Annotated in this window: 18 protein-coding genes and 3 pseudogenes; 8 read left to right on the top strand and 13 right to left on the bottom strand. The window is 70.7% G+C overall.

Annotation, left to right across the window (positions count from 1 at the left end; genetic code table 11):
* Window positions 1-234: 234 nt before the first annotated feature.
* Genes QQS16_RS38595 through QQS16_RS38575 form a run of 5 tightly spaced genes read left to right on the top strand, consistent with a single transcriptional unit; the run spans window position 235 to window position 5,787 of the window.
* Entirely contained in the window at window positions 235-1,827 is a 1,593-nt protein-coding gene (locus QQS16_RS38595; protein ID WP_286067248.1) for an ABC transporter substrate-binding protein, read from the top strand.
* A gap of 1 nt (window position 1,828) precedes the next feature.
* Window positions 1,829-2,758: an ABC transporter permease gene (locus QQS16_RS38590; protein WP_286067247.1), complete on the top strand. Its 930-nt coding sequence runs from the start codon at window positions 1,829-1,831 to the stop codon at window positions 2,756-2,758.
* Window positions 2,755-3,732, top strand: a complete 978-nt coding sequence (locus tag QQS16_RS38585; RefSeq protein ID WP_286067245.1) for an ABC transporter permease — start codon at window positions 2,755-2,757, stop codon at window positions 3,730-3,732. The genes QQS16_RS38590 and QQS16_RS38585 overlap by 4 nt, the downstream gene beginning before the upstream one ends.
* A complete protein-coding gene (locus QQS16_RS38580; RefSeq protein ID WP_286067243.1) occupies window positions 3,729-4,742 on the top strand; it encodes an ABC transporter ATP-binding protein in 1,014 nt (337 codons plus the stop codon). The genes QQS16_RS38585 and QQS16_RS38580 overlap by 4 nt, the downstream gene beginning before the upstream one ends.
* The gene (locus QQS16_RS38575; RefSeq protein WP_286067241.1) at window positions 4,735-5,787 is read left to right on the top strand and encodes an ABC transporter ATP-binding protein; all 1,053 of its coding nucleotides are present in this window, start codon (window positions 4,735-4,737) and stop codon (window positions 5,785-5,787) included. The genes QQS16_RS38580 and QQS16_RS38575 overlap by 8 nt, the downstream gene beginning before the upstream one ends.
* A 146-nt stretch (window positions 5,788-5,933) precedes the next feature.
* Here QQS16_RS38575 and QQS16_RS38570 read toward each other — a convergent pair whose 3' ends face one another.
* Together QQS16_RS38570 and QQS16_RS38565 are read right to left on the bottom strand one after the other, a co-directional pair.
* On the bottom strand, window positions 5,934-7,709 hold the full coding sequence (locus QQS16_RS38570) for a lectin (protein ID WP_286067240.1): 1,776 nt from the start codon (window positions 7,707-7,709) through the stop codon (window positions 5,934-5,936).
* A gap of 17 nt (window positions 7,710-7,726) precedes the next feature.
* Complete coding sequence (locus QQS16_RS38565; protein ID WP_286067239.1) at window positions 7,727-10,597, bottom strand: PQQ-dependent sugar dehydrogenase; 2,871 nt, start codon at window positions 10,595-10,597, stop codon at window positions 7,727-7,729.
* A gap of 700 nt (window positions 10,598-11,297) precedes the next feature.
* On the opposite strand from QQS16_RS38565, the gene QQS16_RS38560 reads away from it, so the two are divergent.
* A complete protein-coding gene (locus QQS16_RS38560) occupies window positions 11,298-12,170 on the top strand; it encodes an SCO4651 family lipoprotein (protein ID WP_286067238.1) in 873 nt (290 codons plus the stop codon).
* Between the two features lie 650 nt (window positions 12,171-12,820).
* Here QQS16_RS38560 and QQS16_RS38555 read toward each other — a convergent pair.
* Window positions 12,821-13,009 (bottom strand): annotated as a pseudogene (locus QQS16_RS38555) (nitroreductase/quinone reductase family protein); the annotation flags it as partial.
* 360 nt (window positions 13,010-13,369) lie between these two features.
* A complete protein-coding gene (locus QQS16_RS38550) occupies window positions 13,370-14,182 on the bottom strand; it encodes an NAD(P)H-binding protein (RefSeq protein ID WP_286067237.1) in 813 nt (270 codons plus the stop codon).
* Between the two features lie 85 nt (window positions 14,183-14,267).
* On the opposite strand from QQS16_RS38550, the gene QQS16_RS38545 reads away from it, so the two are divergent.
* Window positions 14,268-14,681: a winged helix-turn-helix transcriptional regulator gene (locus tag QQS16_RS38545; protein ID WP_286067235.1), complete on the top strand. Its 414-nt coding sequence runs from the start codon at window positions 14,268-14,270 to the stop codon at window positions 14,679-14,681.
* Window positions 14,682-14,751: 70 nt separating this feature from the next.
* Here the strand turns inward: QQS16_RS38545 and QQS16_RS38540 are convergent.
* A pseudogene (locus QQS16_RS38540) lies at window positions 14,752-14,928 on the bottom strand (nitroreductase/quinone reductase family protein); the annotation flags it as partial.
* Entirely contained in the window at window positions 14,916-15,182 is a 267-nt protein-coding gene (locus tag QQS16_RS38535; RefSeq protein WP_286067234.1) for a Rossmann-fold NAD(P)-binding domain-containing protein, read from the bottom strand. The pseudogene QQS16_RS38540 and the gene QQS16_RS38535, both read right to left, overlap by 13 nt.
* Between QQS16_RS38535 and QQS16_RS38530 the strand changes: the two are divergent.
* Window positions 15,115-15,510, top strand: a pseudogene (locus tag QQS16_RS38530) (MmyB family transcriptional regulator); the annotation flags it as partial. The gene QQS16_RS38535 and the pseudogene QQS16_RS38530 overlap by 68 nt on opposite strands.
* 262 nt (window positions 15,511-15,772) lie before the next feature.
* Here the strand turns inward: QQS16_RS38530 and QQS16_RS38525 are convergent.
* From QQS16_RS38525 to QQS16_RS38495, 7 genes are all read right to left on the bottom strand, one after another.
* Window positions 15,773-16,348: a hypothetical protein gene (locus tag QQS16_RS38525; RefSeq protein ID WP_286067233.1), complete on the bottom strand. Its 576-nt coding sequence runs from the start codon at window positions 16,346-16,348 to the stop codon at window positions 15,773-15,775.
* A complete protein-coding gene (locus tag QQS16_RS38520; protein ID WP_286068120.1) occupies window positions 16,345-17,742 on the bottom strand; it encodes a hypothetical protein in 1,398 nt (465 codons plus the stop codon). Before QQS16_RS38520 ends, QQS16_RS38525 begins: the two co-directional genes overlap by 4 nt.
* Window positions 17,739-18,548, bottom strand: coding sequence for an ABC transporter ATP-binding protein (locus QQS16_RS38515; RefSeq protein WP_286067232.1), 810 nt, complete (start codon window positions 18,546-18,548; stop codon window positions 17,739-17,741). The genes QQS16_RS38520 and QQS16_RS38515 overlap by 4 nt, the downstream gene beginning before the upstream one ends.
* Window positions 18,549-18,580: 32 nt before the next feature.
* Window positions 18,581-19,420, bottom strand: coding sequence for a zf-HC2 domain-containing protein (locus tag QQS16_RS38510; protein ID WP_286067231.1), 840 nt, complete (start codon window positions 19,418-19,420; stop codon window positions 18,581-18,583).
* Window positions 19,417-19,977 carry an RNA polymerase sigma factor gene (locus tag QQS16_RS38505; protein ID WP_286067229.1) on the bottom strand — a complete coding sequence of 187 codons (561 nt, stop codon included), beginning with the start codon at window positions 19,975-19,977 and terminating at the stop codon, window positions 19,417-19,419. Before QQS16_RS38505 ends, QQS16_RS38510 begins: the two co-directional genes overlap by 4 nt.
* Window positions 19,978-20,374: 397 nt before the next feature.
* A complete protein-coding gene (gene htpG, locus QQS16_RS38500) occupies window positions 20,375-22,270 on the bottom strand; it encodes a molecular chaperone HtpG (protein ID WP_286067228.1) in 1,896 nt (631 codons plus the stop codon).
* A gap of 132 nt (window positions 22,271-22,402) precedes the next feature.
* Window positions 22,403-23,242: an endonuclease/exonuclease/phosphatase family protein gene (locus tag QQS16_RS38495; RefSeq protein WP_286067227.1), complete on the bottom strand. Its 840-nt coding sequence runs from the start codon at window positions 23,240-23,242 to the stop codon at window positions 22,403-22,405.
* Window positions 23,243-23,489: the final 247 nt, after the last annotated feature.

The following is a 23,489-nucleotide window of genomic DNA, read 5'->3' as shown; positions in this document are numbered from 1 at the left end:
CCACGCCGACCGGGTGGCTGCCGGCGCACCGGCAACCGGTCGGCCCCGGTCGCACCGGAGGGGCGACGTCCGAATGTCCGATCCTCCGTATGTCTTGACGCTGCCACGGCACCGGTTTAGCTTCGGCGTTCACAGATGCGGACCGAGTACGCAAGTGTAGACAGCTGGTGGTGCCCGGTCCCAGGCCCCCGAGTTCGGAACGACACATCAGCACTTCCCCGGAGACACGCGACGATGAAGTCCTCCGTTTCATCCACCCAGCGCGCCGCACCGCCGCGGCCCCGCACGACGAGCGCGATGCTGCTGGCGGGCGTCCTGCTCACGTCCAGCGGGTGCGCCGTGGCCAACAGCGCGGGTGGCGACACCGGCCGCGCCGACGGCCGCACCCTGCGGGTGGTGCTCACCCAGGAACCGCCGACCCTGGAGCCCTGCGAGGCGTCACTGACCGGCACGGGCGTCGTCGTCCGGTCCAACATCACCGAACCCCTGGTCGAACGAGATCCCACGTCCGGTGAACTGAACCCCCTGCTGGCGACCGGCTGGAAGCGGACCGCGCCCCGCACCTGGACCTTCGACATCCGCTCCGGGGTGACCTTCCAGAACGGCGCCCCCTTCACCGCCGAGGACGCCGCCTTCTCCATCGACCGGGCCGTCAACTCCGACCTCGCCTGCAACGTGGAGGGTTACGTGTTCGGCGACGAGGACCTCGAGGTGAAGGCGGTGAACGACGACCGCCTCACCGTGACCACCAAGGAACCGGACCCCATCCTGCCGCTGCGCCTGAGCTTCGTGGAGGTCGTGCCCCGCACGACCGACGCCGGGGCCAAGGTCCGTGTCCCGATCGGCACCGGGCCCTTCGCCGTCCGCTCCTGGCAGCCCGGAGCGGCGATCTCCCTCGACCGCTTCGACGACTACTGGGGCAGCGCCCCCGACTTCGCACGGGCCCGCTACGTGTGGCGCGGCGACGCCAGTGTCCGCGCCGCCATGATCGACAAGGGGGAGGCTGAGATCGCCGTCTCGCTGGACCCGATGGAGGCGGAGAAGGACACGACGGCCGCCTACCCCAACAACGAGACGACCGCCCTGCGGCTGGACGGCCGCGAGGCCCCGCTCGACGACATCCGGGTGCGCCGGGCCATCGACCTGGCCGTGGACCGCGACGGCATCATCGACGCCCTCCTCGGCGGTCTCGCCGAACCGGCCGGGCAGTTGGTGCCGCCCGGCGTGGTCGGGCACAGCGACGCGATCGAACCGCCCCGGCAGAACGTCGCCGAGGCCCGCGCCCTGGTGCGAGAGGCGGCCGCGGACGGAGTGCCGACGGACCGGCAGATCACCCTGGTGGCCCGCAACGGCATGTTCTCCGGGGTGTCGGAGACGGCGGAGGCCCTCCAGTACCAGATGCAGCAGATCGGACTGAACGTACGGGTCCGGATGGCCGACACCGCCACCCAGCTCCAGTACCAGCTCCGCCCGCTGCCCGAGAACGTCGGCCCCATCGCCCTGCTGATCATGCACGGCAACCAGGCCGGTGACGCGGCCTTCACCACCAGCCAGTACCTGCTGAGCGACGGCCCTCAGTCCACGTTCGGCACCGAGGCTCTCGACCGGCGCGTCGCCGCGGCGGGAGCGTTGTCCGGCGACAGACGTCAGGAAGCCTTCGCCGGCCTGCTCGCCGAGCAGAACGAGTCCGTCGTCCAGTATGCCCATATCGCCCACATGAACGGACTGCTCGGCCTGTCACGGTCGATCCGGTACGAACCGGACTCCGCCACCGGAGACGAACTGCGGCTGGCCGAGGTCCGCTCGGCCGAGGGGGCGAAGCACTGACATGATCCCTTTCCTGCGCAAGCGCGTACTCTCCAGTGCCGTCCCCCTGGTCTGCGTCGTCCTGGGCGTGTTCTTCCTGGCCCGGATGACCGGCGACCCCGTCGACCTCTATCTCCCCCTGAGCGCCACCGCCGAGCAGCGGGCGGAGTTCTCCGCCGCGCAGGGCTTCGACCTGTCGATCCCGGCGCAGTTGTGGAACTACCTCGTCGACGCCGCACAGTTGGACTTCGGCACCTCGCTGCGCACCGGGCAGTCGGCGGGCTCGATGGTGATCGACGCGTTCCCCGTCACCCTGCAACTCGCCGGCGTGACCATGCTGCTGGCCATCACCGGAGCCGTGCTGGTCGGCAGCCTCGCCGCCTACCGCCCCAACTCCCTGATCGACAGGATCGCCAGCCTGCTGTCGATGACGGCCGCCAGCATCCCCGACTTCTGGTTCGCCATCATGGGTGTCCTGGTCTTCGGCGTGAGCCTCGGGTGGCTGCCGACCTCCGGCACCCTCGGCGGCCCCGAGATATGGGTCCTGCCCATCGCGACCCTGCTGATCCGCCCCTTCGGCGTACTGGTCCAGGTGGTGCGCGGCAGCATGGTCAGCGCGCTGTCCGCACCCTACGTCAAGATCGCCCGGGGCAAGGGCGCCACGCCCCGGCGCGTGGTCTTCGGGCACGCCCTGCGCAACGCCGCCACACCGGTCCTGACCGTCGCGGGCGACCTGACGGTGGGTCTGGTCAACGGAGCGGTGATCGTCGAGACGATCTTCGGCTGGCCCGGCATCGGCAAACTCATGATCGACTCCATCCTCCAGCGCGACTTCGCGGTCCTCCAGGCAGCCGTGCTCCTGACCGCCGTGACGATCTTCGCGCTGAACATCCTCGTCGACGTCTGCCACGCGCTGACCGACCCCCGAGTGCGACAGGCGGTGCCGGCGTGAGCGAAACGACCAGCGTGATCCGAGAAGAGACCGACGTCCCGGAGGAAGCCTCCCCCGCCCACCACCGGCGGCCGAGCCTGTGGAGGATGCTGGGCCGGGACCGGGCCGCGGCCGTCGGGGCCGTCATCCTCACCGTGGTCGCCCTCGTGGCCCTCTTCGGCCGGCTGTTCATCGGCGACCGCGCCCAACGCCAGGACCTGGACGCCTCCCTGCGACCGCCGTCCCTGAGCGACGGCGTCTACGGGCTGCTCGGCACCGACGTCCTGGGACGCAGCATGGTGGCCCGGCTGATCGAGGCGGCGGCGACGACGCTGTCCGTGGCCGTCCCGGCGGTGCTGTGCTCGCTGGCCATCGGCTCGGCCCTCGGACTGTGGGCCGGCTACCACGGCGGGCGCCGCGAGAGCGTGGCGATGCGGCTCGCCGACGTGATCCTCAGCTTCCCCTCGCTGCTGATCGCGGTGGTCGTGCTGTACGTCTTCTCGCCCAGCGCGCTGAACCTCGTACTGATCCTGGCGGTGACCCGTGTCCCGGTGTACCTGCGCACCGCGCGGGCCGAGGCGGCGGAACTGCGCAGCCGGCTGTTCGTCGACGCGGCCCGGACCTTCGGCACTCCCAGCGCGGTGATCATCTACCGGCACCTCCTGCCGATCGCCCTGCCGACCCTGCTCACCGTCGCCACCCTCGACTTCTGCTTCGTGATGCTCACCGAGTCGTCGCTGAGCTTCCTGGGCATCGGGATCCAGCCTCCGGACGTCAGTTGGGGCCTCATGGTCGCGCAGGGACGGCAGTACCTCCAGACCGCGTGGTGGATCACCGTGCTGCCGGGACTCGCCATCGTGCTCACCACCGTGTCCGCGACGGTGCTCGCCGCCTGGGCGCGCATCGCCACCGACCCCGCCCAGCGCTGGCGCCTGAGGCTGCCCAAGAAGCGCCGGGCCGTCTCGGCCGCCGTTCCTCCGGAGATGATCCCGTGACGAGCAACACCGCTTCCGCCCCGACCACCACGGACACCCCGGCCCTGGAGGTCGAGGGGCTGTGCGTGGACCTGAGCACGCCCTCCGGGACGGTACGCGCCGTCGACGGCGTCAGCTTCAGCGTCCGCCGCGGCCGCACCCTGGCCCTGCTGGGCGAGTCCGGCTGCGGCAAGTCGATGACCGCGCTGTCCGTGGTCGGTCTGCTGGACCCCGCGGCGGCGGTCACCGGCGGTGCCGTCCGGGTCCGGGGCGACGACACCCTCCGCATGAGCCCCGCGGAACGCCGCAAGCTGGCCGGCCCGGTCCTGTCCATCGTCTTCCAGGACGCCCTGACCGCCCTCAACCCGGTGCAGCCGGTGGGCAGGCAGATCGGCGAACCCTTCCGCATCCACCACGGACTCTCCCGGCGCCAGGCCCAGGAGAAGGCGATCGAGCTGATGACGCGGGTGGGCATCCCCGAGCCGAGGCAACGGGCCCGGTCCTATCCCCACCAGTTCTCCGGCGGCATGCGGCAGCGGCTGCTCATCGCGATGGCCGTCGCCCTCGCCCCCGACGTGCTCATCGCCGACGAACCCACCACCGCCCTCGACGTGACCGTGCAGGCGCAGATCATGCGGCTGCTGCGGGACCTCCAGGACGAGCGGGACATGGCCGTCGTCCTGATCACCCACGATCTGGCCGTGGTTGCACAGCGCGCCGACGACGTGGTCGTGATGTACGCCGGCACGGTCGTGGAGAACGGACCGGTGCACGACGTCTTCTCCGCACCCCGCCACCCCTACACCCGGGGACTGCTCGACTCGGTGCCCGAGGGCAGCGTGCGCGGACGCCCGTTGCCCGCCGTGCCCGGCAGCCCGCCCGAGCTGAGCGCGGTGCCGTCCGGCTGCGTCTTCCAGGCCCGTTGCCCGCTGGTGCGCGAGCGCTGTGTCCAGGAGCGGCCGTCCCTGCGTCCGTCGGGCGACGGTCGCTTCGCCGCCTGTCACTTCTCCGAGGAGCTCGACCGTGTCTGACTCCCGCGCCACCACCGCCGCCCCCGGGCCCCGCGCGGACGGTACCCAGGAGAGCCCGCCGCTGCTGGAGGTACGGGGGGTCACCAAGACCTTCGGCAGCGGCCGGCGCCGGATGACCGCCCTGGACGGGGTGGACCTGCGGATCGGCAAGGGCCAGACCCTCGGGCTCGTCGGGGAATCGGGCTGCGGCAAGTCCACCCTGGCCCGGGTGCTGCTCGGGCTGGAGCGTCCGGACTCCGGCACCGTGCGGTTCGACGGGACCGACCCCTTCGCCCTGCGCGGCAAGGAGTCGCTGGCCTGGCGCCGGCGGGTGCAGATGGTCTTCCAGGACCCCTTCGCCTCGCTCAACGCGCGCATGTCCGCCGCCGACCTGATCGGCGAACCCTGGCGCACCCACAAAGACGTCGTACCGGGCGCGAAGGCCCGCGAGAAGCGGATCCGCGAACTGCTCGACCTGGTCGGACTGCGGGAGAGCGACGCCCACCGCTACCCCAACGAGTTCTCCGGCGGACAGCGCCAGCGCATCGGCATCGCCCGCGCGCTCGCCCTGGACCCCGAACTCGTCGTCTGCGACGAACCCGTCTCCGCCCTCGACCTGTCGGTCCAGGCGCAGGTCCTGAACGTACTCTCCGACCTGCGCACGCGCCTCGGTGTCACCTATCTGTTCATCTCCCACGACCTGTCCGTGGTGCGCTACATCTCCGACCGGGTCACCGTGATGTACCTGGGCAAGGTCGTCGAACACGGGGACACGGAGGACGTCTTCGACCAGCCCCGACACCCCTACACGGCCGCACTGATGTCGGCCGCCCCCGTCCTCGGCACCGGCCGCGACACCCACCGTCAGGAGATCCAGCTCCACGGGGAGATCCCCTCACCCTTCGACATCCCCTCCGGGTGCCGCTTCCGCACCCGGTGCTGGCGTGCCGAGGACCGGTGCGCGACCCAGGCACCGCCGGTCGTCGCGCGGGAGAGCGCGGACGGGGCCGAACCCCACACGGCCCTGTGCCACTTCCCGCTGGAGGAGGTGTCCGCGGGCGCCTGACCGGACGGGGAGCGAGCCGCGGAGCTGGAAGCCGCGGCATCCCCAGGGTCGCGCTCGGACGGACGTCGCCCCGCTCACGCCGGTGAGCGGGGCGACGTCATGCGGGAGACCGCGATCTCAACTGGGGTTTGCAGCGCTTCGGTTGGTCAGGGCAGGGTCCATTTCTGGTTGGCGTTGGCGTGACAGGTCCACAGGTGGACCGGGGTTCCGTCGTTCCAGGTGCCGCCGGACGCGTCCAGGCACTTGCCGGACTGCGGGTTGCGGACCGTGCCGTCGGACTGGGCCGCCCACCTCTGCGCACCCGAGCCGTTGCACGTCCACAACTGGATCCTCGTACCGTCCGCACCGCCCCCGCCGGACACGTCCAGGCACTTGCCCAGCGCCCGCAGCGTGCCGTCAGCCGGGACCGTCCACCTCTGCGCAGCGGAGCCGTTGCACGTCCAGATCTGCACCTTCGTGCCGTCGGCGGTCTGCGCGTTGTCGACGTCCAGGCACTTGCCGTTCACGCCCTTCACCTCACCCGAACGGGGGCCGGGCTGCTGTCCTCCGCCGTGCCTGACGCGGATGTCACGGAAGGACACCTCGTCGCCGTCACCGTGGTTCTGGAGGCCGATGTGCCCCTGCCGCAGGCTGCGCGCGGGGTCGGTGTTGGTGAAGTCGTTGATCTTGCGGCCGTTGAGGTAGATCTCCAGTCGTTCGCCGGTGACCTTCAGTTCGTAGGTGTTCCACTCTCCCGGCGGGTTCAGTGCCGCGTCCCGTGCGGCCAGATCCGCGGACTTGAAGCCGTACACGGCGCCCGTGGTGCGGTCGGCGGCGTCGGTGGCGTCGATCTGGATCTCGTAGCCGTTGTTCACCGCCGTCCACGGGTCGTCGGAGGGCGGGAAGCCGATGAAGACACCGGAGTTGTCGTCCCCGGTCATCCTCCAGTCCAGCTTGAGGGAGTAGTCACCGGTGAACTCCCGGCCGGAGTACCAGAACAGGCCCATGCCGCCCTCGGAGGTGAGGGTGCCGTCCTCGAGAGCGAACCGGCCGGGGCCCGCCTGCTGCCAGCCGCTGGTGGACGAGCCGTCGAACAGGGGCGTGTAGCCGGTCTCCGGGCGGCAGTCGGCGTCGGTCATCCCGGCGGCCCAGCGGATGCCGCCGAGCAGGTGCCGTCGGAAGGCGGGCTCGGTGTACGACGCGTCGGTGTGCCCTCCGCCGGTGTAGAAGGCCCGGCCGCCCTGGTAGTCCTTGCACCAGGCGATCGGGTGGTCGCCGGACATGTTCCCGCCGGAGTAGCTGGACTCGTCGAGCGAGGCCAGGACGCGGGCGGTGGTGCGTGGGTTGGTGCGGTAGTTGTACCACTCGTCGGTGCGCTGCCAGGTGCCGCCCAGGTGGGCGGTGGCGTCGTGGGCCCGGTCCTCCACGTCGACGGTGGCGGACTGGATGGCCGGGTGGGAGTGGAAGAGCGCGCCGGCCAGTCCCTCGTAGAACGGCCAGTCGTACTCGGTGTCGGCGGCGGCGTGGATGCCGACGTAACCGCCGCCGCCCTGGATGTACTGCTCGAAGGCCGTCTGCTGGGCGGAGTTCAGCACGTCACCCGTCGTCGACAGGAACACGACGGTCCTGTATTGGGCGAGATTGCCCGTGGTGAAGGCCTGCGCGTCCTCGGTCGCGTCCACGGTGAAGTTGTTCGCGCTGCCGAGGCCGCGCAGGGCGGCGATGCCGTCGTCGATCGAGTCGTGGCGGAAGCCCGCCGTCTTGGAGAAGACGAGGATCTTGTACGCCGGGTCCGCCGCCGCGCGTGTCGCCGCGCTGACGGACGCGGTGACGGAGTCACTGACGGACTGGTTCACCCCTCCTGGTAGTGCCGCTGCCTGGGGACCCAGGCAGAGCGCGGCTCCGGCGAACAGGCCGAGGGCTGCTTTCAGGTAGGTACGCATGGTCGGTCTCCTCCCTCCTACGGCAGGGTCCATTTCTGGTTGGTGTTGGCGTGGCAGGTCCACAGGTGGACCGGGGTTCCGTCGTTCCAGGTGCCGCCGGACGCGTCCAGGCACTTGCCGGACTGCGGGTTGCGGACCGTGCCGTCGGACTGGGCCGCCCACCCCTGCGCACCCGAGCCGTTGCACGTCCACAACTGGATCCTCGTACCGTCCGCACCGCCCCCGCCGGACACGTCCAGGCACTTGCCCAGCGCCCGCAGCGTGCCGTCAGCCGGGACCGTCCACCTCTGCGCAGCGGAGCCGTTGCACGTCCAGATCTGCGCCTTCGTGCCGTCGGCGGTCTGCGCGTTGTCGATGTCCAGGCACTTGCCGTTCACGCCCTTCACCTCACCCGCGCGGCTGGTGCCACCGGTGGTGAAGGAGAACTCGTCCACGTCGAAGAGCGGGCCGCTGCCGCCCTTGAAGACCAGGTGGAGGGAGGTGGAGCCGCCGGGCTGGTTGCTCAGGTCGGCCGTCACGTCCTGGAAGGTCTCCCAGCCGCCGGTCACCGGTACGGTCGCCGTGCCCAGCAGGGTGCCGGTCGTCGATCCGGCGCGGACCTCGATGGTGCCGCCCGCGCCCGCGGAGGAGACCCGGGCGGTGAACCGGGTCGCGTTGCCGAGGGCGTACGGCGTGAAGGAGATCCAGTCGCCGTTCTCGATGTTGCCGACGGTCTTGCCGCCGTGGGCGGGAGCGTGGCTGATGACGTCGACACCCGCGGAGGCGCCGTAGTGCTCGCCCTGCCGGTGGCTGGGCTGGACGACGTGCTGGTCGTGCGTGGTCAGCGCGGGCTGTCCGGCGGCGCCCTTGTCGGTGTACTCGGCGTCGAGCACGCCGAAGATGTTGGCGTTGGGGTCGTGTTCGCCGTCCGCGAGGGTCTGGAGCGTGCCCTGGCATCCGGTGGTCGAGGTCTGCGGGTGGCCGTGGCTGTCGTGCCCGACGATGAAGGTGACCTTGACCTTGGTGCAGTCGATGGTGCCGTCCTCGGGGTCGGTCACCGTCGTCTTGAACGGGATGGCGTCGCCGAAGTCGTGGATGCTGCCGTCCACGGGCAGGTCCAGTCGCACCGTGGGTGCGGTGTTCCCCACGGTGATCCGCACGGACGCCGTGGCGGACTTGCCGGTGGTGTCCGTGACCTTCAGCGTGGCCGTGAACTGGCCGTCGGCCGCATAGGTGTGCGTGGGGTTGGCGGCGGTGGAGGAGGCTCCGTCGCCGAAGGTCCAGGCGTAGGTGAGGGCGTCGCCGTCCGGGTCTGTGCTGCCGGCCGAGGAGAAGGAGACGGCCAGGGGTGCCCTGCCCGAGGTGACGTTCGCCTTCGCCTGGGCGGTCGGGGCGAGTCCGTCGGTGACGTGCTCGATGCGGTACAGGGCGGAGTTCGCGTCGCCGCTGAAGTATCCGGTGCCGTAGTCGAGGACGTACAGGGCTCCGTCGGGGCCGAAGGCCATGTCCATCACCTGGGTGCCGCTCCAGGGGAAGGAGTTGATGGACTGCACGGCGCCGTCGGTGCCGGTCTCGATGCGCTTGATCCAGCGGCGGCCGAACTCGCCGGCGAAGTAGTCGCCGTCGAACTCCTGCGGGAACTTCACCGCGGAGGTCGAGGCGGCGTCGTAGCGGTAGACCGGGCCGCCCATCGGGGACTCCGAGCCGTTGCCGAACTCCGGGACGGATCCGCCGTCGTAGGGGATCCAGGCGGGCTGGGCGGGAGGCAGGGTGGTGAGTCCGGTGTTGTTCGGTGAGTTGTTGGTGGGCGCCGCGCAGTTGAACGCGGACCCGGAGGCCTTGGTGGCGAAGTCGTAGTCGATGTAGGCGACGTTGTCGCCGGTGCAGTACGGCCAGCCGAAGTTGCCGGGCTTGGTGATCCGGTTGAACTCCACCTGCCCGCCCGGTCCGCGCGTGGGGCTGGCGGTGCCGGCGTCGGGGCCGTAGTCGCCGAGGTGGACGATGCCCGTGGGTTTGTCGACGCTCATGCGGAAGGGGTTGCGGAAGCCCATCGCGTAGATCTCGGGACGGGTCTTCGCGGTGCCGGCCGGGAAGAGGTTGCCGCTCGGGATCGTGTACGACCCGTCGGCGTTGACCTTGATCCGCAGGACCTTGCCGCGCAGGTCGTTGGTGTTCGCCGAGGAACGCTGGGCGTCGAAGGCGGGGTTACGGGTGGAGCGCTCGTCGATCGGGGTGTAGCTGTCCGAGGCGAACGGGTTGGTGTCGTCGCCGGTGGACAGGTACAGGTTGCCGACCGCGTCGAAGTCGATGTCGCCGCCCACGTGGCAGCAGATGCCGCGAGATGCCGGCACGTCCAGGATCTTCTTCTCGCCGGCGAGGTCCAGGGTGCCGTCGGTCCTCAGGACGAACCGGGAGAGCCGGTTGACCCCGTCGAACGGGGCGAAGTCGGAGGCCGCGCCGTCGGACGGGGCGTCACCGCCCGGCGTGCTGAGCTTGGGTGCGTAGTAGAGGAAGACGTGCCGGTTGGACGCGAAGCCGGGGTCCACGGCGACGCCTTGGAGGCCTTCCTCGTCGTGGCCGTACACGTCGAGCTTGCCCGCGACGGTGGTGGTCCCCGCGGCGTTGGTCAGCCGGACCGTGCCGTCCCGGGCGGTGTGCAGGACGGAACGGTCCGGCAGCACCGCCAAGGTCATGGGCTCGCCCATCTCGGCCACGCCCTTGGCGAGCGTGACCTGCTGATACTCGACGGCGGCCGGCGTGGGCACGCCGACGGCGTCCGCGGGGCGGGCGGCGGCCGGGTCCGCAGGGCGGGCGGCGGCCGGGGACACGGGCAGCAGGCAGCCGAAGGCGCAGGCCACGGCGGTCAGCAGATGACGGACACGTCTGTGTCTGAGCGGTTTCGTGCGCACAGAGGTCTCCCAGTGTGGGGTGGGATGACAGCAGCCCTCGCCGGACTGCCAAGCGGTGCACAGGCGCGCGCCGTCGCGCCGTCATGACCGGTCACAGCTGTATGACCGGTTCATTTCAAGGAAGTTAGCGAGCTTCGTCGGGTTCCGTAACCCCTTTCACGCGAGCCTTCGACGCTTTTTCCTGGCTCGGGACAAAGTGGAGGACCCGACCAGGCCGGGGGCCCGATCGAGGGCGTCCGGGTTCCCTCACCCGCGCCCCGCCGCCCCGGGCCGCCGACCCTGGCCGCCGACCCTGGCCGCCGAGGCGGGACACCGAGGCGGGACACCGGGGCTCCCCGCCTCGGACACCGTCGAGCCGTCGCCCGGCCGCGCCTGCCCCGAGTGCGCGTACACGACAAGATTTCGCTACCGACTCAGCGAGTTCTCCAATGCGGAATTGAGAACTCCGAATTCCGTATTCCGGTGACGCCGTGAGGGCCTTCCATTGCCGGAAGGGGCGAACTTCTTCCCCCGATCACAAGGTCCATTCGCACTGCGCGGCCTGTTGTCTCAGAGAGCCCTCCCCAACCTGGCCGTACCCATGCTTTCGCGCCAAGACACGTACGGGACAGGCGTGTTCACCTGCGTCTCGGGAATTCGGGACGGCAGAAAGTCGGTCTTCAGAAGTCGGCCGACGGTCGATAGGGAGATGGGTATTCACATGCGCAACAGGAGGATGAAAGCCGCGGCGATCGGGACGGCCGCGGTGATGGGCAGCATCGTTCTGACGGGCTGTGGAAATGACAGTGAGCCGGCGTCGGACAAGGCCGGTCCCTCGTCCAGCGCGAGCACTGGCGCGGGCGCCCAGGAGGACGGCACCACCGCGGTACGGGCCGCCTACGACAAGACGGCCGAGGCCGAGACGGCCAAAATGACGATCGACATGAAGGTGTCCGCGAAGGGCCAGTCGATCACCACGGACGGCCAGGGCGCGCTCGACTTCCAAGAGGGCGAAAGCGTCATGACCGTCACCGCCGAGGGCAAGAGCATCGAGCAGCGCGTCGTCGACCAGGTGCTGTATCAGAAGGTGCCCGGTCAGCAGGCCCAGGGCAAGCCCTGGATGAAGATCGACCTGAGGAAGGCCGCGCAGGGGCAGGGCGTGAGCGGCCAGCAGATCGGCGACCCGGCCCAGTCCGCCGCGTACGCCAAGGCGATCACCGACAAGGACGTCACCGAGGTCGGTACCGAGAAGGTGGACGGTGTCGACACCACCCACTACCGGGTCTCGGTGGACGTCGCCGAACTGCCGGGCGGCGCTCAGCTGCGCGAGCAGGTCGGCCCGACGCTGCCGATGCATGTCTGGCTCGACGACGACGGCCGGCTGCGCCGCCAGCAGATCGACATGACGGTCAAGGCTCCGGCCGCCGCGAGCGCGAAGCCGGACACCAGCGGTGCCGCGTCCGAGCAGGTCAAGATGACCATGGTGATGAACTACTCCGACTTCGGCACCGAGGTCGACGCCACACCGCCGCCGGCAGGTCAGGTGGCCGACGTGACGGACGAGGCCGTGCGGCAGGGCCAGCGGCAGAGTTGATCCGCACGCAGGACCGACGGCGGGCGGCCCCGACCATGGTCGGGGCCGCCCCTGTGTGCCGTCCGAACGCCCACCCGGCCCTGGGCACGAACCGCGGACACGGGCTCGGGCACGGGGCGCGTTCGCGGTCGGGGCAAGGCGCCCGGTGTCCGCCGGGTCAGCTGTCGAGCGAGCCCTTCAGCTCCGGACCGGGCTGCCGAGGTCGGCTCGACGAGCACCTGGACCCGACCGCCTCGAAGAAGGGCTGGCGCCGGTGCTCGCGGCGCGTGCGCGGTGCTGGTCGACGGGCGCGCCGCGTCGGCTCCCGCTTCCAGGAATCGCTCCCTCGCCCGGACACCTCGCGACTCCTACGCCGGCGAGGCCACGGGTATGGCGGTGCCCCCGTTCCGCCTGTCGGGGCCGCCTCACCGTTCGGCGCCGCATACTGCATCACGAGACGGCATCTCGCCCGTTGGCTGTCCAGAACGCCCACACGGCTGCCTTCACCTTGGTCGGGAGCCGATCTCGGCGCCGATGGCCCGTACTTCGTCGACGATCGCCACGCTCTTGGCGAGGGCGGGCACCGCCGTCGTACGCATGACGTCGCGTCTACGGCCCCTTCCACAGCGAGAACCTCGTCGGCCCGGCCCTCAGGGGCCGGCGCGACGAGGTCAGTGCTCCTGGGCCGCCGGCTCCAGCACGAGGACGGGGATCTCACGGGCCGTGTTCCTCTGGTACTCGGCGTATTGAGGGAACGCCTCGACGGCTCGGGCCCACCACACGGCCTTCTCGTCCCCGGTCACCGCGCGGGCCAGCATGTCCTGGCGGGCCGTCCTAGTGCTGCCTCGCAGTTCGTTGAGGGTGTCGATCACGCTGTCTTGAGCGGGGTGCCGCCGTAGGTCCAGCGATAGGGCTTCGCGGTCTTGTTGTGCTGGATGACGTAGGTGTCCATCTTGTCGATGAGGTCGTCTCGACTGTGGAAGTCGCCGTTCCGCAGGACGCGACGGCGCGTGCGATCGGGGCGTTGGCCAGCCCGTCAGCCGCAGCCAGAGCGATCTTCGCCCGTAGGACCTGCCGGACCTGTGCGGTCATAGACGCTGTGAGCCGCAGCAGGCGCCCACGCACCGGCTCGGCAAGGTCCACCACAACCGCCGTCAGAACCCTCTTGGTCGCGCGGGGCATGGCACTGTCCTGGCGGCGCGGAATGGTTGCTGTGTGGGCTATGCGAGGGCTGCTGTGAGCGCGCAGTGGGGTGCGCGGCCCAGCAGTTGACGCAGATCACCGCCGGTGCGGGACATGAATCCGGTCGCGATGGCGGAGTAGGTGCCCACCAGCATCGGCACCTGGAACGGCTCGGCGCCGGAAGCGGCGATGCGCGTGCGGGCCTGCGCGAGGGTCTCCGGCTCGTAGGTGACGTGTGGGCCGTGAGCGCGGGCCAGGTCGGCTCCGCCGATGGCCTGCTCGCCGACGAGTTCATAGATGCGCCCCGCATGAGCGGGTGCCTCCACCGTCACGTGTGCCGCGGCATCGGCCAGATCCGCCCGTGCAACGGCGGCCAGTCGGCCCTCGCCGAGCGGGGCGGTAATCCGCTCGTCGGCCGACGGCGCCGCTATGCCACCCAGCAACTCCGCGTACAGGCCATTGCGCAGGATCGTCCAGTCCATGGTGCTCGCCTGGAGCCGACGCTCGGTCCAACGGTGCGGCAGCGCGTAGGGAAGGTGATCGCCGTCGGTGGTCAGGCTCGTATAGACGACATGCCCCACACCGGCCTTCTCCGCGGCGTCGATGGCGGCACCGTGCCGGGCTATAACGGTGTCGTCCTCGCCGTAGCCTGCGGAGATCAGCAGCAGTACATCCACAGCCTCGAAGCCCCCGGCGAGGGTGCCGGGCTCGTCGAAGTCGATGTGGCGGACCGGCAGCGGGGCCTTGAGCCGCTGAGGTTCGCGCGTTCCAAGGACGGTGTCGTCGCGGTCGGCCAGCCGCTCGGCGATCAGCGTGCCCAGGGCGCCGGCGGCGCCCGTAACCAGGATCATCAGGGTCTTCCCGTTCCGGTAGGTTCTCTTCGGTAACCGGGATCATCCTGCGGGTTTGCGGCAGGGAGCGTAAGGAGGCACTTCCATGTCAGTGGGGCACACCGGGGTAACCACCGAACCCGTCGTCAGCTGCGGCGACGAGCACGAGGACTGCGGGATCCGCGATGTACTCGACCGGATCGGCGACAAATGGTCGGTCCTGGTCGTCGTCGAACTGGCGCAGGGTGTCCGCCGTTTCCGACAGCTACAGCGCGCCATACCCGGTATCTCACAGCGGATGCTGACGCTCACCGTGCGCCGGTTGGAACGCGACGGCCTGGTCACCCGGACCGTGCACCCCATAGTGCCCCCGCAGGTCGAGTACGAGCTCACCGCGATGGGCCACAGCCTCACCTATCTGGTCAAGGCCCTCACGGACTGGTCGGCGGAACACCGCGACGCCATCGCGCAAGCACGCCAAGAATGGGATGCCGAATATCCCGACTCCGGAATCCGGTGAACAAGCGGGCTCCAGCACCTTGCCGACTATGAGGGGGACAGCTTGATCAACCCCCTCAACGAACTTCCGCGGGGCAGCACTGGAGCTCGACTCGGGGGCCGGCCACCGCGTTGTGGTACCAGACCGGGTGCTTGGGGGCTCCTCCCGCGGAGGCGAATACGGCGTAGGAGCCGTCGTGCTCCACCCGGATGACCGGGGACTTGCGGATCTTGCCGCTCCTCACGCCCAGGGTGGTCAGGATGACGACGAGCACGGTGCCCAGCCGCTCGTCTTCCCGATGGCGTCCGCGCCGGCGACGAAGCGCAGCAGGGGCCTGTCCTGGCCGGCGATGGTGAGCAGGGCGCGGGCGAGCTTGGCGGGGTCGCCGGGCTGCTTGCCGTTCATGCCCTTCATGCCCTCGGTCCTCGGGGCGGTGCGCGGGGCGTAGTCGTCGATGGACAGCTCGGGCCAGACGGTGGAGCCGTCCACCAGCAACTCGGTGCGGAAGTACCCGGGCGCCACGACTTACAGTGACCCGGCGCGCCCGCCCAACAACGCCCGCTTCATCTTCCTCGGCCCCCACGCCACCACGTTCTTCCGCGACTGGGACCAGGTCGCCGGCGACGCCGTCGCCATGCTGCGCGCCGAGGCCGGCCGCGACCTCTACGACCGGCGGCTGACCGACCTGATCGGCGAACTGTCCACCCGCAGCGAGGAGTTCCGCCACCGCTGGGCCGCCGCCCACAACGTCCGGATGCACACCACCGGCGTGAAGCTCCTCCACCACCCCGTCGTCGGCGACCTCGACCTGCCCTTCGAGACCTTCCCCCTGGGCGCCGACCCCCGTCAGGTCCTCCTCACCTACACCGCCGAACCCGCCTCACCCACCCACGACGCTCTCATCCTCCTCGCCGGCTGGGCCGCCACCGGCAACACCACCGAACAGTCCACACCGGCCGACGACAACGAGCCCGGCCGAGTCGCACGAGACACGCGACTGACCGACGAGCCACGCGCTTCGGTCCGCGGCACCTCGACGTCACCGCCGCGCCCCGGCCCGGGCGCGGCACCTCGACGTCACCGCCGCGCCCCGGCCCGGGGGCCCGGACCGGCTACCGCCTCGGTCCCGCGAAGGCGTAGGCCGCCGTGCCGGCGACCGCGAGCACCAGGGCCGTCCAGGTGCCCGCCGCCGTACCGGGCGGCACCACCATCCAGGTCGCCACCTGCATCGGCACGCTCGTGGCGGGCGGAGCGAAGAACGAGAACGCGAGCCAGGCGAACGGCAGTGTCCACCCGAACTGCCCGCCCGCGAGCGCCGCGCCCAGGGCGACCAGCCCCATCAGCCCCGTGCTGTCCCGGACGACGAACGCGGTCGTGGCCAGGTCCTCGCCCATCACCTGCACGGTCAGCAGCACCGTACCGACGGCCACACCGCCGAGCAGCACGTGCGCCGCCCTGCGGGGCACCCAGCGGATCGCGGCCGTCCGGTCCAGCGCGAGGTCCTGCCCGCTGAGCCCGATCGACACCGCCATGGCAGCCGCCGCGAGGACGAGCACGGCCGGCCGCGGATCCCCCGGTTCCCCGCCGCCGTCCCGGGCGAGCGCCCACACCGTCACCGCGCTGATCACCACCGCGGCCAGTGATGCGGGCACCTGCCGCGAGCGCGCGTACAGCGTCAGCCATCTCACCGCGACGCACCGCCCTTCAGCGCGTCGAACGCGTCGCCCTCGCAGGAGAACGCGGCGGCGCGCATCGCCTTGATCCGCGAGAGCTGCTCAGCCCGCGAAAGCGCCTTGAACTCCTTCCACACCGGGCGGGTCGCGGCGTCGACCTCACGGCGCAGACCCGCTGCCTCCATGCCGGGCAGCGGCCTGAGGTCCCCGAGGACCCAGCCCGCCGCGACGGTCTGCGCGTACTCGTCGCTCCCGAAACCGCTCCAGCCGACGGCAGTGCACCCGGGCACCATGCCCTTGGCGACCAGGGCCCGGGTCAGCTCCTCCCCCTTCGCGGCGGCGATGATCTCGTCGTCGAAGTCGAAGAGCACGGTCTCGCGGGACCACTGCGGCGTGGAGCCCTCCGGCAGTACGGCGGTGTTCTCCCGGACCGAGACGGGCGCCTGGCCGCCCAGGGCGCCGCGCAGCAGGCGCAGTGCCTCCTTGCCGGGACCCGCCAGGCCGGCGAGTCGTGCCTGGTGTGTCTTCGTCACACACACCGGACCATCGCACACCAGTTCGGCGGCGGCCTCGTCGACGACGTACATCCGGCGCGGGTCGGAGGGCAGGACGAGCAGGGCGATCACCGCGCCCGCCAGGACGGGCGTCAGCGCGAGCAGCCGGGCGCGCGGGGTCGCGGCGACGAGCAGCGCGAAGCCGGTCGCGGCCATGCCGAGCAGCCAGACCGTCTGCCCGACGTGCACGGAGGCGGACAGCGTGAGGAGCACATCGCGCACCTCCTGCACCGCCGGTGACAACAGGGAGATCCGGTTCGGCTCCGTGATCGGGATACCCGTCGCCGTGGTCGTCTCCGTCCGGCCCAACGACATGTGCATGAGAGCCGTGAACACGAAGGCGCCCATGGCCAGCGCGGGCGGGGTGAGCGCGGACGGCAGGGCCCGCCCGGCGCCCATGCCCAGTACGGCTCCCGCGACGAGGAAGAGTGCCCCCACCAGCGAGATCGGCAGCCACCCGAGGTGCGTGTACGCGGTGTGGGCGAACACCTGGACCCCGCCCGCGAGGACGAGGAGCGCGAAGGCCGAGGCCAGCGTGACCGCCGTCGGCCCCGCCACCGTGGCCGCCCGGTGCCAGGGCGGCCGCGGCGTGCTCGTCAGCAGCTCGGACATCTTCGAGCGGTGGTCACGCAGCCCCTGCAACGCCCCGAGCCCCACGGCGAGCGGCCACAGGTAGAACAGCAGGGACCGGGTCCACATCGCCAGGGGTGTCCACTGCGCCGTCCACGCCGTGGTGCCCTGCCACCACGAGGAGCCCAGCAGGTACAGGAACGCCAGCGCGCCGGCCAGGACCACGGCGCCGGCCCACGGGGCGACGGAGCGCCTCAACTCTGTGCGCAGAACACGGATGTTCACCACGTGCCCCTCTCCTGCTCGGGGTTGAGCAGCAGCGCCGAGTAGCCGCGCTCCAGCGGACTGTCGCCCACGTGCTCGGGGCCGCCCGCCGCGGCCAGTTGGTCCGGGGTGCCCTGGAAGACCAGCCGGCCCTCGGCGAAGAGCACCACGTCGGTGCAGGCGGCGGCGACGTCCTCGACCAGATGGGTCGAGACGAGGACGCAGGTGTCCGTACCCAACTCCTGGAGCAACTCGCGAAATCGCAGCCGCTGTGCCGGGTCCAGGCCGACTGTCGGCTCGTCCAGCAGCAGGACCGACGGGTCGTTGACGATGGCCTGGGCGATGCCGACCCGCCGCACCATGCCGCCCGACAGGGCCTTCATCCGCTCGTCGGCGCGGTCCGCCAGGCCGACCCGCTCCACGGCGCGCTGCACGGCCCCGGGGATGTCCGCCTTCGGCACCTCCTTCAGCCACGCCATGTACTCGACGAACTCGCGCACCGTGAAGCGCTTGTAGTAGCCGAACTCCTGCGGCAGGTAGCCGATCCGGCGGCGCAGCGCACGGTGCTCGCCCATCCCGCCCACCGACTCCCCGAGCAGTTCCAGGGTGCCCTCAGCAGGGCGCAGCACAGTGGCGAGGGCCCGGATGAGAGTGGTCTTGCCGGCCCCGTTGGGGCCCAGCAGACCGTGTACACCGGTGCCCAGCGACAGGTCTAGCCCGTCGACGGCCATCCGGTTCCTGCCGACCCTGACCTTCAGCCCGGTTGCCTGGATCTGCCAGGCGTAGGCCGTCGGCGCGATGTCGGCCGCGCTCACCGCGGGCATCATGTGATGTCCTTTCCGATTGTCTCTCTGCATGGTCAACGGTGGGCTCCCAGCACGGAGTACGCGCCCCTGCGGGCGATCAGCACGCCGATGCCGAGCGCGAGGACCAGCCCCCACACAGGCAGGCCGTCCGGCTGCAGGGCGAAGGTCGTTCGCCGGGCGGCCACGGTCGGCGCCACCACGACGGCCGCCCAGACGGCCACCAGGGCGACGGCGGCACGGGTCACGCCGATGACACCGCCGAGTGCCAGGGCCGTCGAGGTGAAGGCCAGACAGGGCAGCAGCCACTGCACGGCCGTCACCCCCGTCGTCCCCGTCACGTATCCGCCCACCAGCAGCGCGGGGACGACCACCGCGAGCACGGACGCGGTGCGCCGCAGCACCAGGTACAGCCCCGCCCTCGGCGCGGAGGCCGTCAGCTCGTACGCCGGGTCCAGGCCGCGTGACCAGGACGCCGCGACCCCGAGCACGGGCAGGACCGGGGCGAGCAGCAGCACCAGCGACACCTCGCCGGAACCGGACCCGGAACCCGTGTCGGCCAGGTCGAGCAGCAGCGCGAGCAGTGTCACGCTCACAACCATGGCCAGCCACGGCATCATCGTGGGCGTCAGCCACCTCGCCGACGGCGCCGACCAGCGCCGTCGGCGCGGCATCGTGGCGGCGGCGGCCAGGTGGGGGCCGAGGCCGGACCACACGGTGTCGACCAGCGCCGCCGCGGCGGGCGCCCGTGCCGCGACCGCGGCCGACAGCCGGTCACGGCACACCGGGCACGTCTCCAAGTGGGCCTCCAGGGCCCACACCTCGTCGGCGGCGATGTCCGTGTCGCCGCGCGCATAACCGTCGATGATCCGCATCGACGCGTGTGCCACGCTCATGCCAGCGCCTCCCGCATCGCGATCCGGGCCCGGCGGGCACGGGTCTTGACCGTGCCCTCGGGCAGTCCGAGCAGGACGGCGGTCTCCCGGACGGACAGCCCGTCGAGCACCATGGCCTGCAGTACCTGTCTGAGCTCCGGCGCGAGGCGTCGCAGCGCGTCCCCGACGTCGCCGTCGACGGTCGCCGCGAGCGCCTCCTCCTCGGCGGCGGGCATCACGGGCCGCGCGGCGGCCGCGGGTGGCGGCTCCGCGTGGTGGGCCCTGCGCCGGAACGCGTCGACCAGGCGGCGCGCCGCGATCGTCCACAGCCAGCCGACGGCCGTCCCCCCGGCCGCCGTCCCGGCGAACGCGCCCGCCGCACGCCACACCGCCAGGTACGTCTCCTGCATGACCTCGGCGACGATCTGCTCGTCCGCGCAGCGGCGGCGCAGCCGTACCGCCATCCACGGCGCGGTGCGCCGGTACAGCTCCTCGAACGCGGCACGGTCGCCCCTGGCGACCAGCCGGACGAGGCCCTCCTCGTCCAGCTCACCCGGTGCCTTCCTCACTGATCTCACACCCGCAAGACGCCGGGCACGGACGGCAGGTTTTCCCCTGGGCGTGATCCCCGTCACATGCAGGTCTCCCAGTGGCCCGGGCTCGACGGCGGGGGCGCGCGATTCATCGCGGTCGGTGCGAGTCCACTGGTTCCGGCGTGATTCCCGGGCGTCGTACGCAACCGGTCCGGGGGTGATGAGTGCGTCGTCATCGCTCACGGGCCGGGGGGCCGGGACGTGGCGGCCCGCCACGTCCCCTTGCCTCTTCGGGCCCTGCGGAGCACCAGGCAGCAGACCGATGACGCCAGGTGCAGGCAAGCCGGAAGCCGGCTGACGAGGAGCGACATAGGTTACGTGGGCAGGGAGTACGTGGGCACGGAGTACGCCCCGTGCCCACGAGGCCCGCTACAGCACGCGACTACAGCGCGCGTTCCAGCCGGTCCGCCACCAGCTTCACGAACGCGCCGGGGTCCTTGGGGCGGCCGCCCTCGGCCAGCACCGCCAGGCCGTGGAGCAGCTCGGCGGTCCCCACCAGGCCGGTGCGGTCCTCACTCTGCTTGTACGCCTGGTTGAGGCCCTTCACCAGCTGGTGGTCCGGGTTGAGTTCGAGGATGCGCTTGCTCCGCGGCACCTCCTGCCCCATCGCCCGGTACATGTTCTCCAGCGCCGGCGTGAGGTCGTGGTCGTCGGAGACGACGCAGGCCGGGGAGACCGTGAGCCGGGACGACAGCCGCACGTCCTTGACGTCCTCCTCCAGCTGTTCCTTCATCCAGCCGAGCAGCCCGGCGTACTCCTCGTTCCGCTGCTCCCGTTCGCCCTCGGCGCTGTCGCCGTCCTCGGCCCCGAGACCGGCCTCGCCCTTGGCGACCGACCGCAGCCGCTTGCCCTGGAACTCGCCCACGGCATCGGCCCACACCTCGTCGACGGGGTCGCTCAGCAGCAGAACCTCGATGCCCCGGGCCCGGAACGCCTCCAGGTGCGGGGAGCTCTCGACGGCCTGGCGGGACTCGCCCGTCATGAAGTAGATGTCGTCCTGGCCGTCCTTCATACGCTCCACGTACTGCTGGAGCGTCGTCGGCTCCTCGTCGTGGGTGCTCGCGAAGGACGCGACGTCGAGGATGGCCTCCCGGTTGTCGGCGTCGGTGACCAGGCCCTCCTTGAGGACCGCTCCGAACTCCCGCCAGAAACCCGCGTACCGCTGTGCGTCGGCCGCCCTCATGCTCTTGAGGGAGGACAGGACCTTCTTCGTCAGCCGCCGCTGGATCATCCGGATGTGGCGGTCCTGCTGGAGGATCTCGCGGGAGACGTTGAGCGAGAGGTCCTGGGCGTCGACGACGCCCTTGACGAACCGCAGGTACGGCGGCAGCAGCGCCTCGCAGTCGTCCATGATCAGAACGCGCTTGACGTAGAGCTGGAGGCCGCGCCGGTGGCCCTCGGTGAACAGGTCGTGCGGGGCGTGCTCCGGAAGGAACAGCAGGGCCTGGTACTCGAACGTGCCCTCCGCCTGGAACCGGACGGTCTCCAGCGGGGCGCGCCAGTCGTGGCTGATGTGCTTGTACAGCTCGTGGTACTCCTCGTCGGAGACCTCCTCGCGCGAGCGCGCCCACAGCGCCTTCATCGAGTTCAGCGTCTCGGGCTCGGGCTCGGAGTCGCCCTCGCCCTTGTCCGGGACCATCCGGATCGGCCAGGTGATGAAGTCGGAGTACCGCTTGACGATCTCCCTGATCTTCCAGGGAGAGACGTAGTCGTGGAGCTGGTTCTCGGGGTCGGCCGGCTTGAGGTGGAGCGTGACGGCGGTGCCCTGCGGGGCGTCCTCCACCGTGTCCAGGGTGTACGTGCCCTCGCCGCGCGAACTCCAGCGCGTGCCCTGGGTCTCGCCGGCCCGGCGGGTCACCAGCGTCATCTCGTCGGCCACCATGAAGCCGGAGTAGAAACCGACACCGAACTGGCCGATGAGCCCCTCGGCTCCGGCCGCGTCCTTCGCCTCCCGCAGCTCCCGAAGGAACTCGGCCGTGCCCGAGTTGGCGATGGTGCCGATCAGCCGCCCGACCTCCTCGTACGACATCCCGATGCCGTTGTCCCGCACGGTGAGCGTACGGGCGTCCTTGTCCACCTCGATCGCGATGTGCAGGTCGGAGGTGTCGGAGTCGAGCGTGTCGTCGCGCAAGGCCTCGAGGCGCAGCTTGTCCAGCGCGTCGGAGGCGTTGGAGACGAGCTCGCGCAGGAAGACGTCCTTGTTCGAGTAGACGGAGTGGATCATCAACTGAAGCAGCTGACGGGCCTGCACCTGGAACTCAAACGTTTCGGCCGGCATGGTCGGCGTTCACCTCACAATTCCCATGGTCGCGGATCTGGCGACAGTCACTGTAAAACACCAAGTCAGCACCCGTGGTCACTTCTCCGCCGCTCACCGGGCCGGACCCGGCGGAGGCCCGTCACCAGCGCGTCAGGTCATGTCCAGTTCGGCGATCACCAGATCGTGGTCCGAGTACGGGGTGTGCTCCACGCGGTGCGTGAGCGGGCCGATGCCGCGCAGGAAGACATAGTCGAACTTGCTGTGCCAGTCGGTGGTCGTCTCACACGCGCCGGTGGACGAGGGATGACACCCGGGGTCCGTGTCCGTGGCCAGCGCCCACATCGGAGTGAGTTCGGGAGCGGCCGGAACGGCGTTGAAGTCGCCGATGACGATCGCGCGTTCATGCCGGGCGACCTCTGCGGCGAGCACCCTGGCCTGGCCGGCTCGGACTGCTTCCTGACGTCGTTCGGCAAGGTGCGTGTTGAAAAGGCGGACGGGCTGGCCACCCACCCTGGTGGTGACCGCCATGTACCCACGGTCCTCGGATCCGCCGTCGGGGTACTCCACGGTGACGCGGTCTGTCATCGGTGCCGCCGAGAGGATCGCCTGGCCGTAGCCTCCCGGCTTCCACGGTGCCCCGCCGCAGCGGCTCCAGTTCCGGAGAACCGGTCCGTACTCGACGTGGTACACCAGTCCGTAGAGGCTCCTCAGGTAACCCCGGATCCTCTCGACGTCCCGCACACACGCTTCCTGTACGCCGATGACCTGGGGCGCGTATCTGGCGATCTCCGCCGCCCGGTCCACGTGGCTCTGCTCGCAGGGGTTGCAGAGGTTCCAGGTCATGACCCGGTTCGGTACGACGTCCCTGACGGATTCGGTGTGCAGCGACCTGACGAAGAGGGCACCGCTCGACGCGCTCGGGCCGATGAACAGGAGGCAGACCACGGCCATGGCACCGCCGAGCAACCGCGTGCCCCTTCTGAGCACCATCGCCTCCTTGATGTAGACACACGTGGCGTGTGAGGTCTCTCCGCACGAGGTTATGGGACGTACCTGTCAGCGACGCCAGTCTTTGATCTCCCACCGGACACCTCGCCCCGCCCTCGCCCCGTCGCCGCTCCGGGGCCACGACGGGGCGAGGACGACCCCGGCATCCTCACAAGGCGGCTGCCGCAACCGCGTTGAGGTGCGTCGCCGCACCTCGGATCGCACGACGGCAGGGTCGGGCCGTCGGGGA

The sequence above is a fragment of the Streptomyces sp. ALI-76-A genome (genome assembly GCF_030287445.1).
GTDB lineage: Bacteria > Actinomycetota > Actinomycetes > Streptomycetales > Streptomycetaceae > Streptomyces.
Note: the sequence above shows the minus strand (reverse complement) of the source record. Positions and strands in the feature narration are given on the sequence as shown.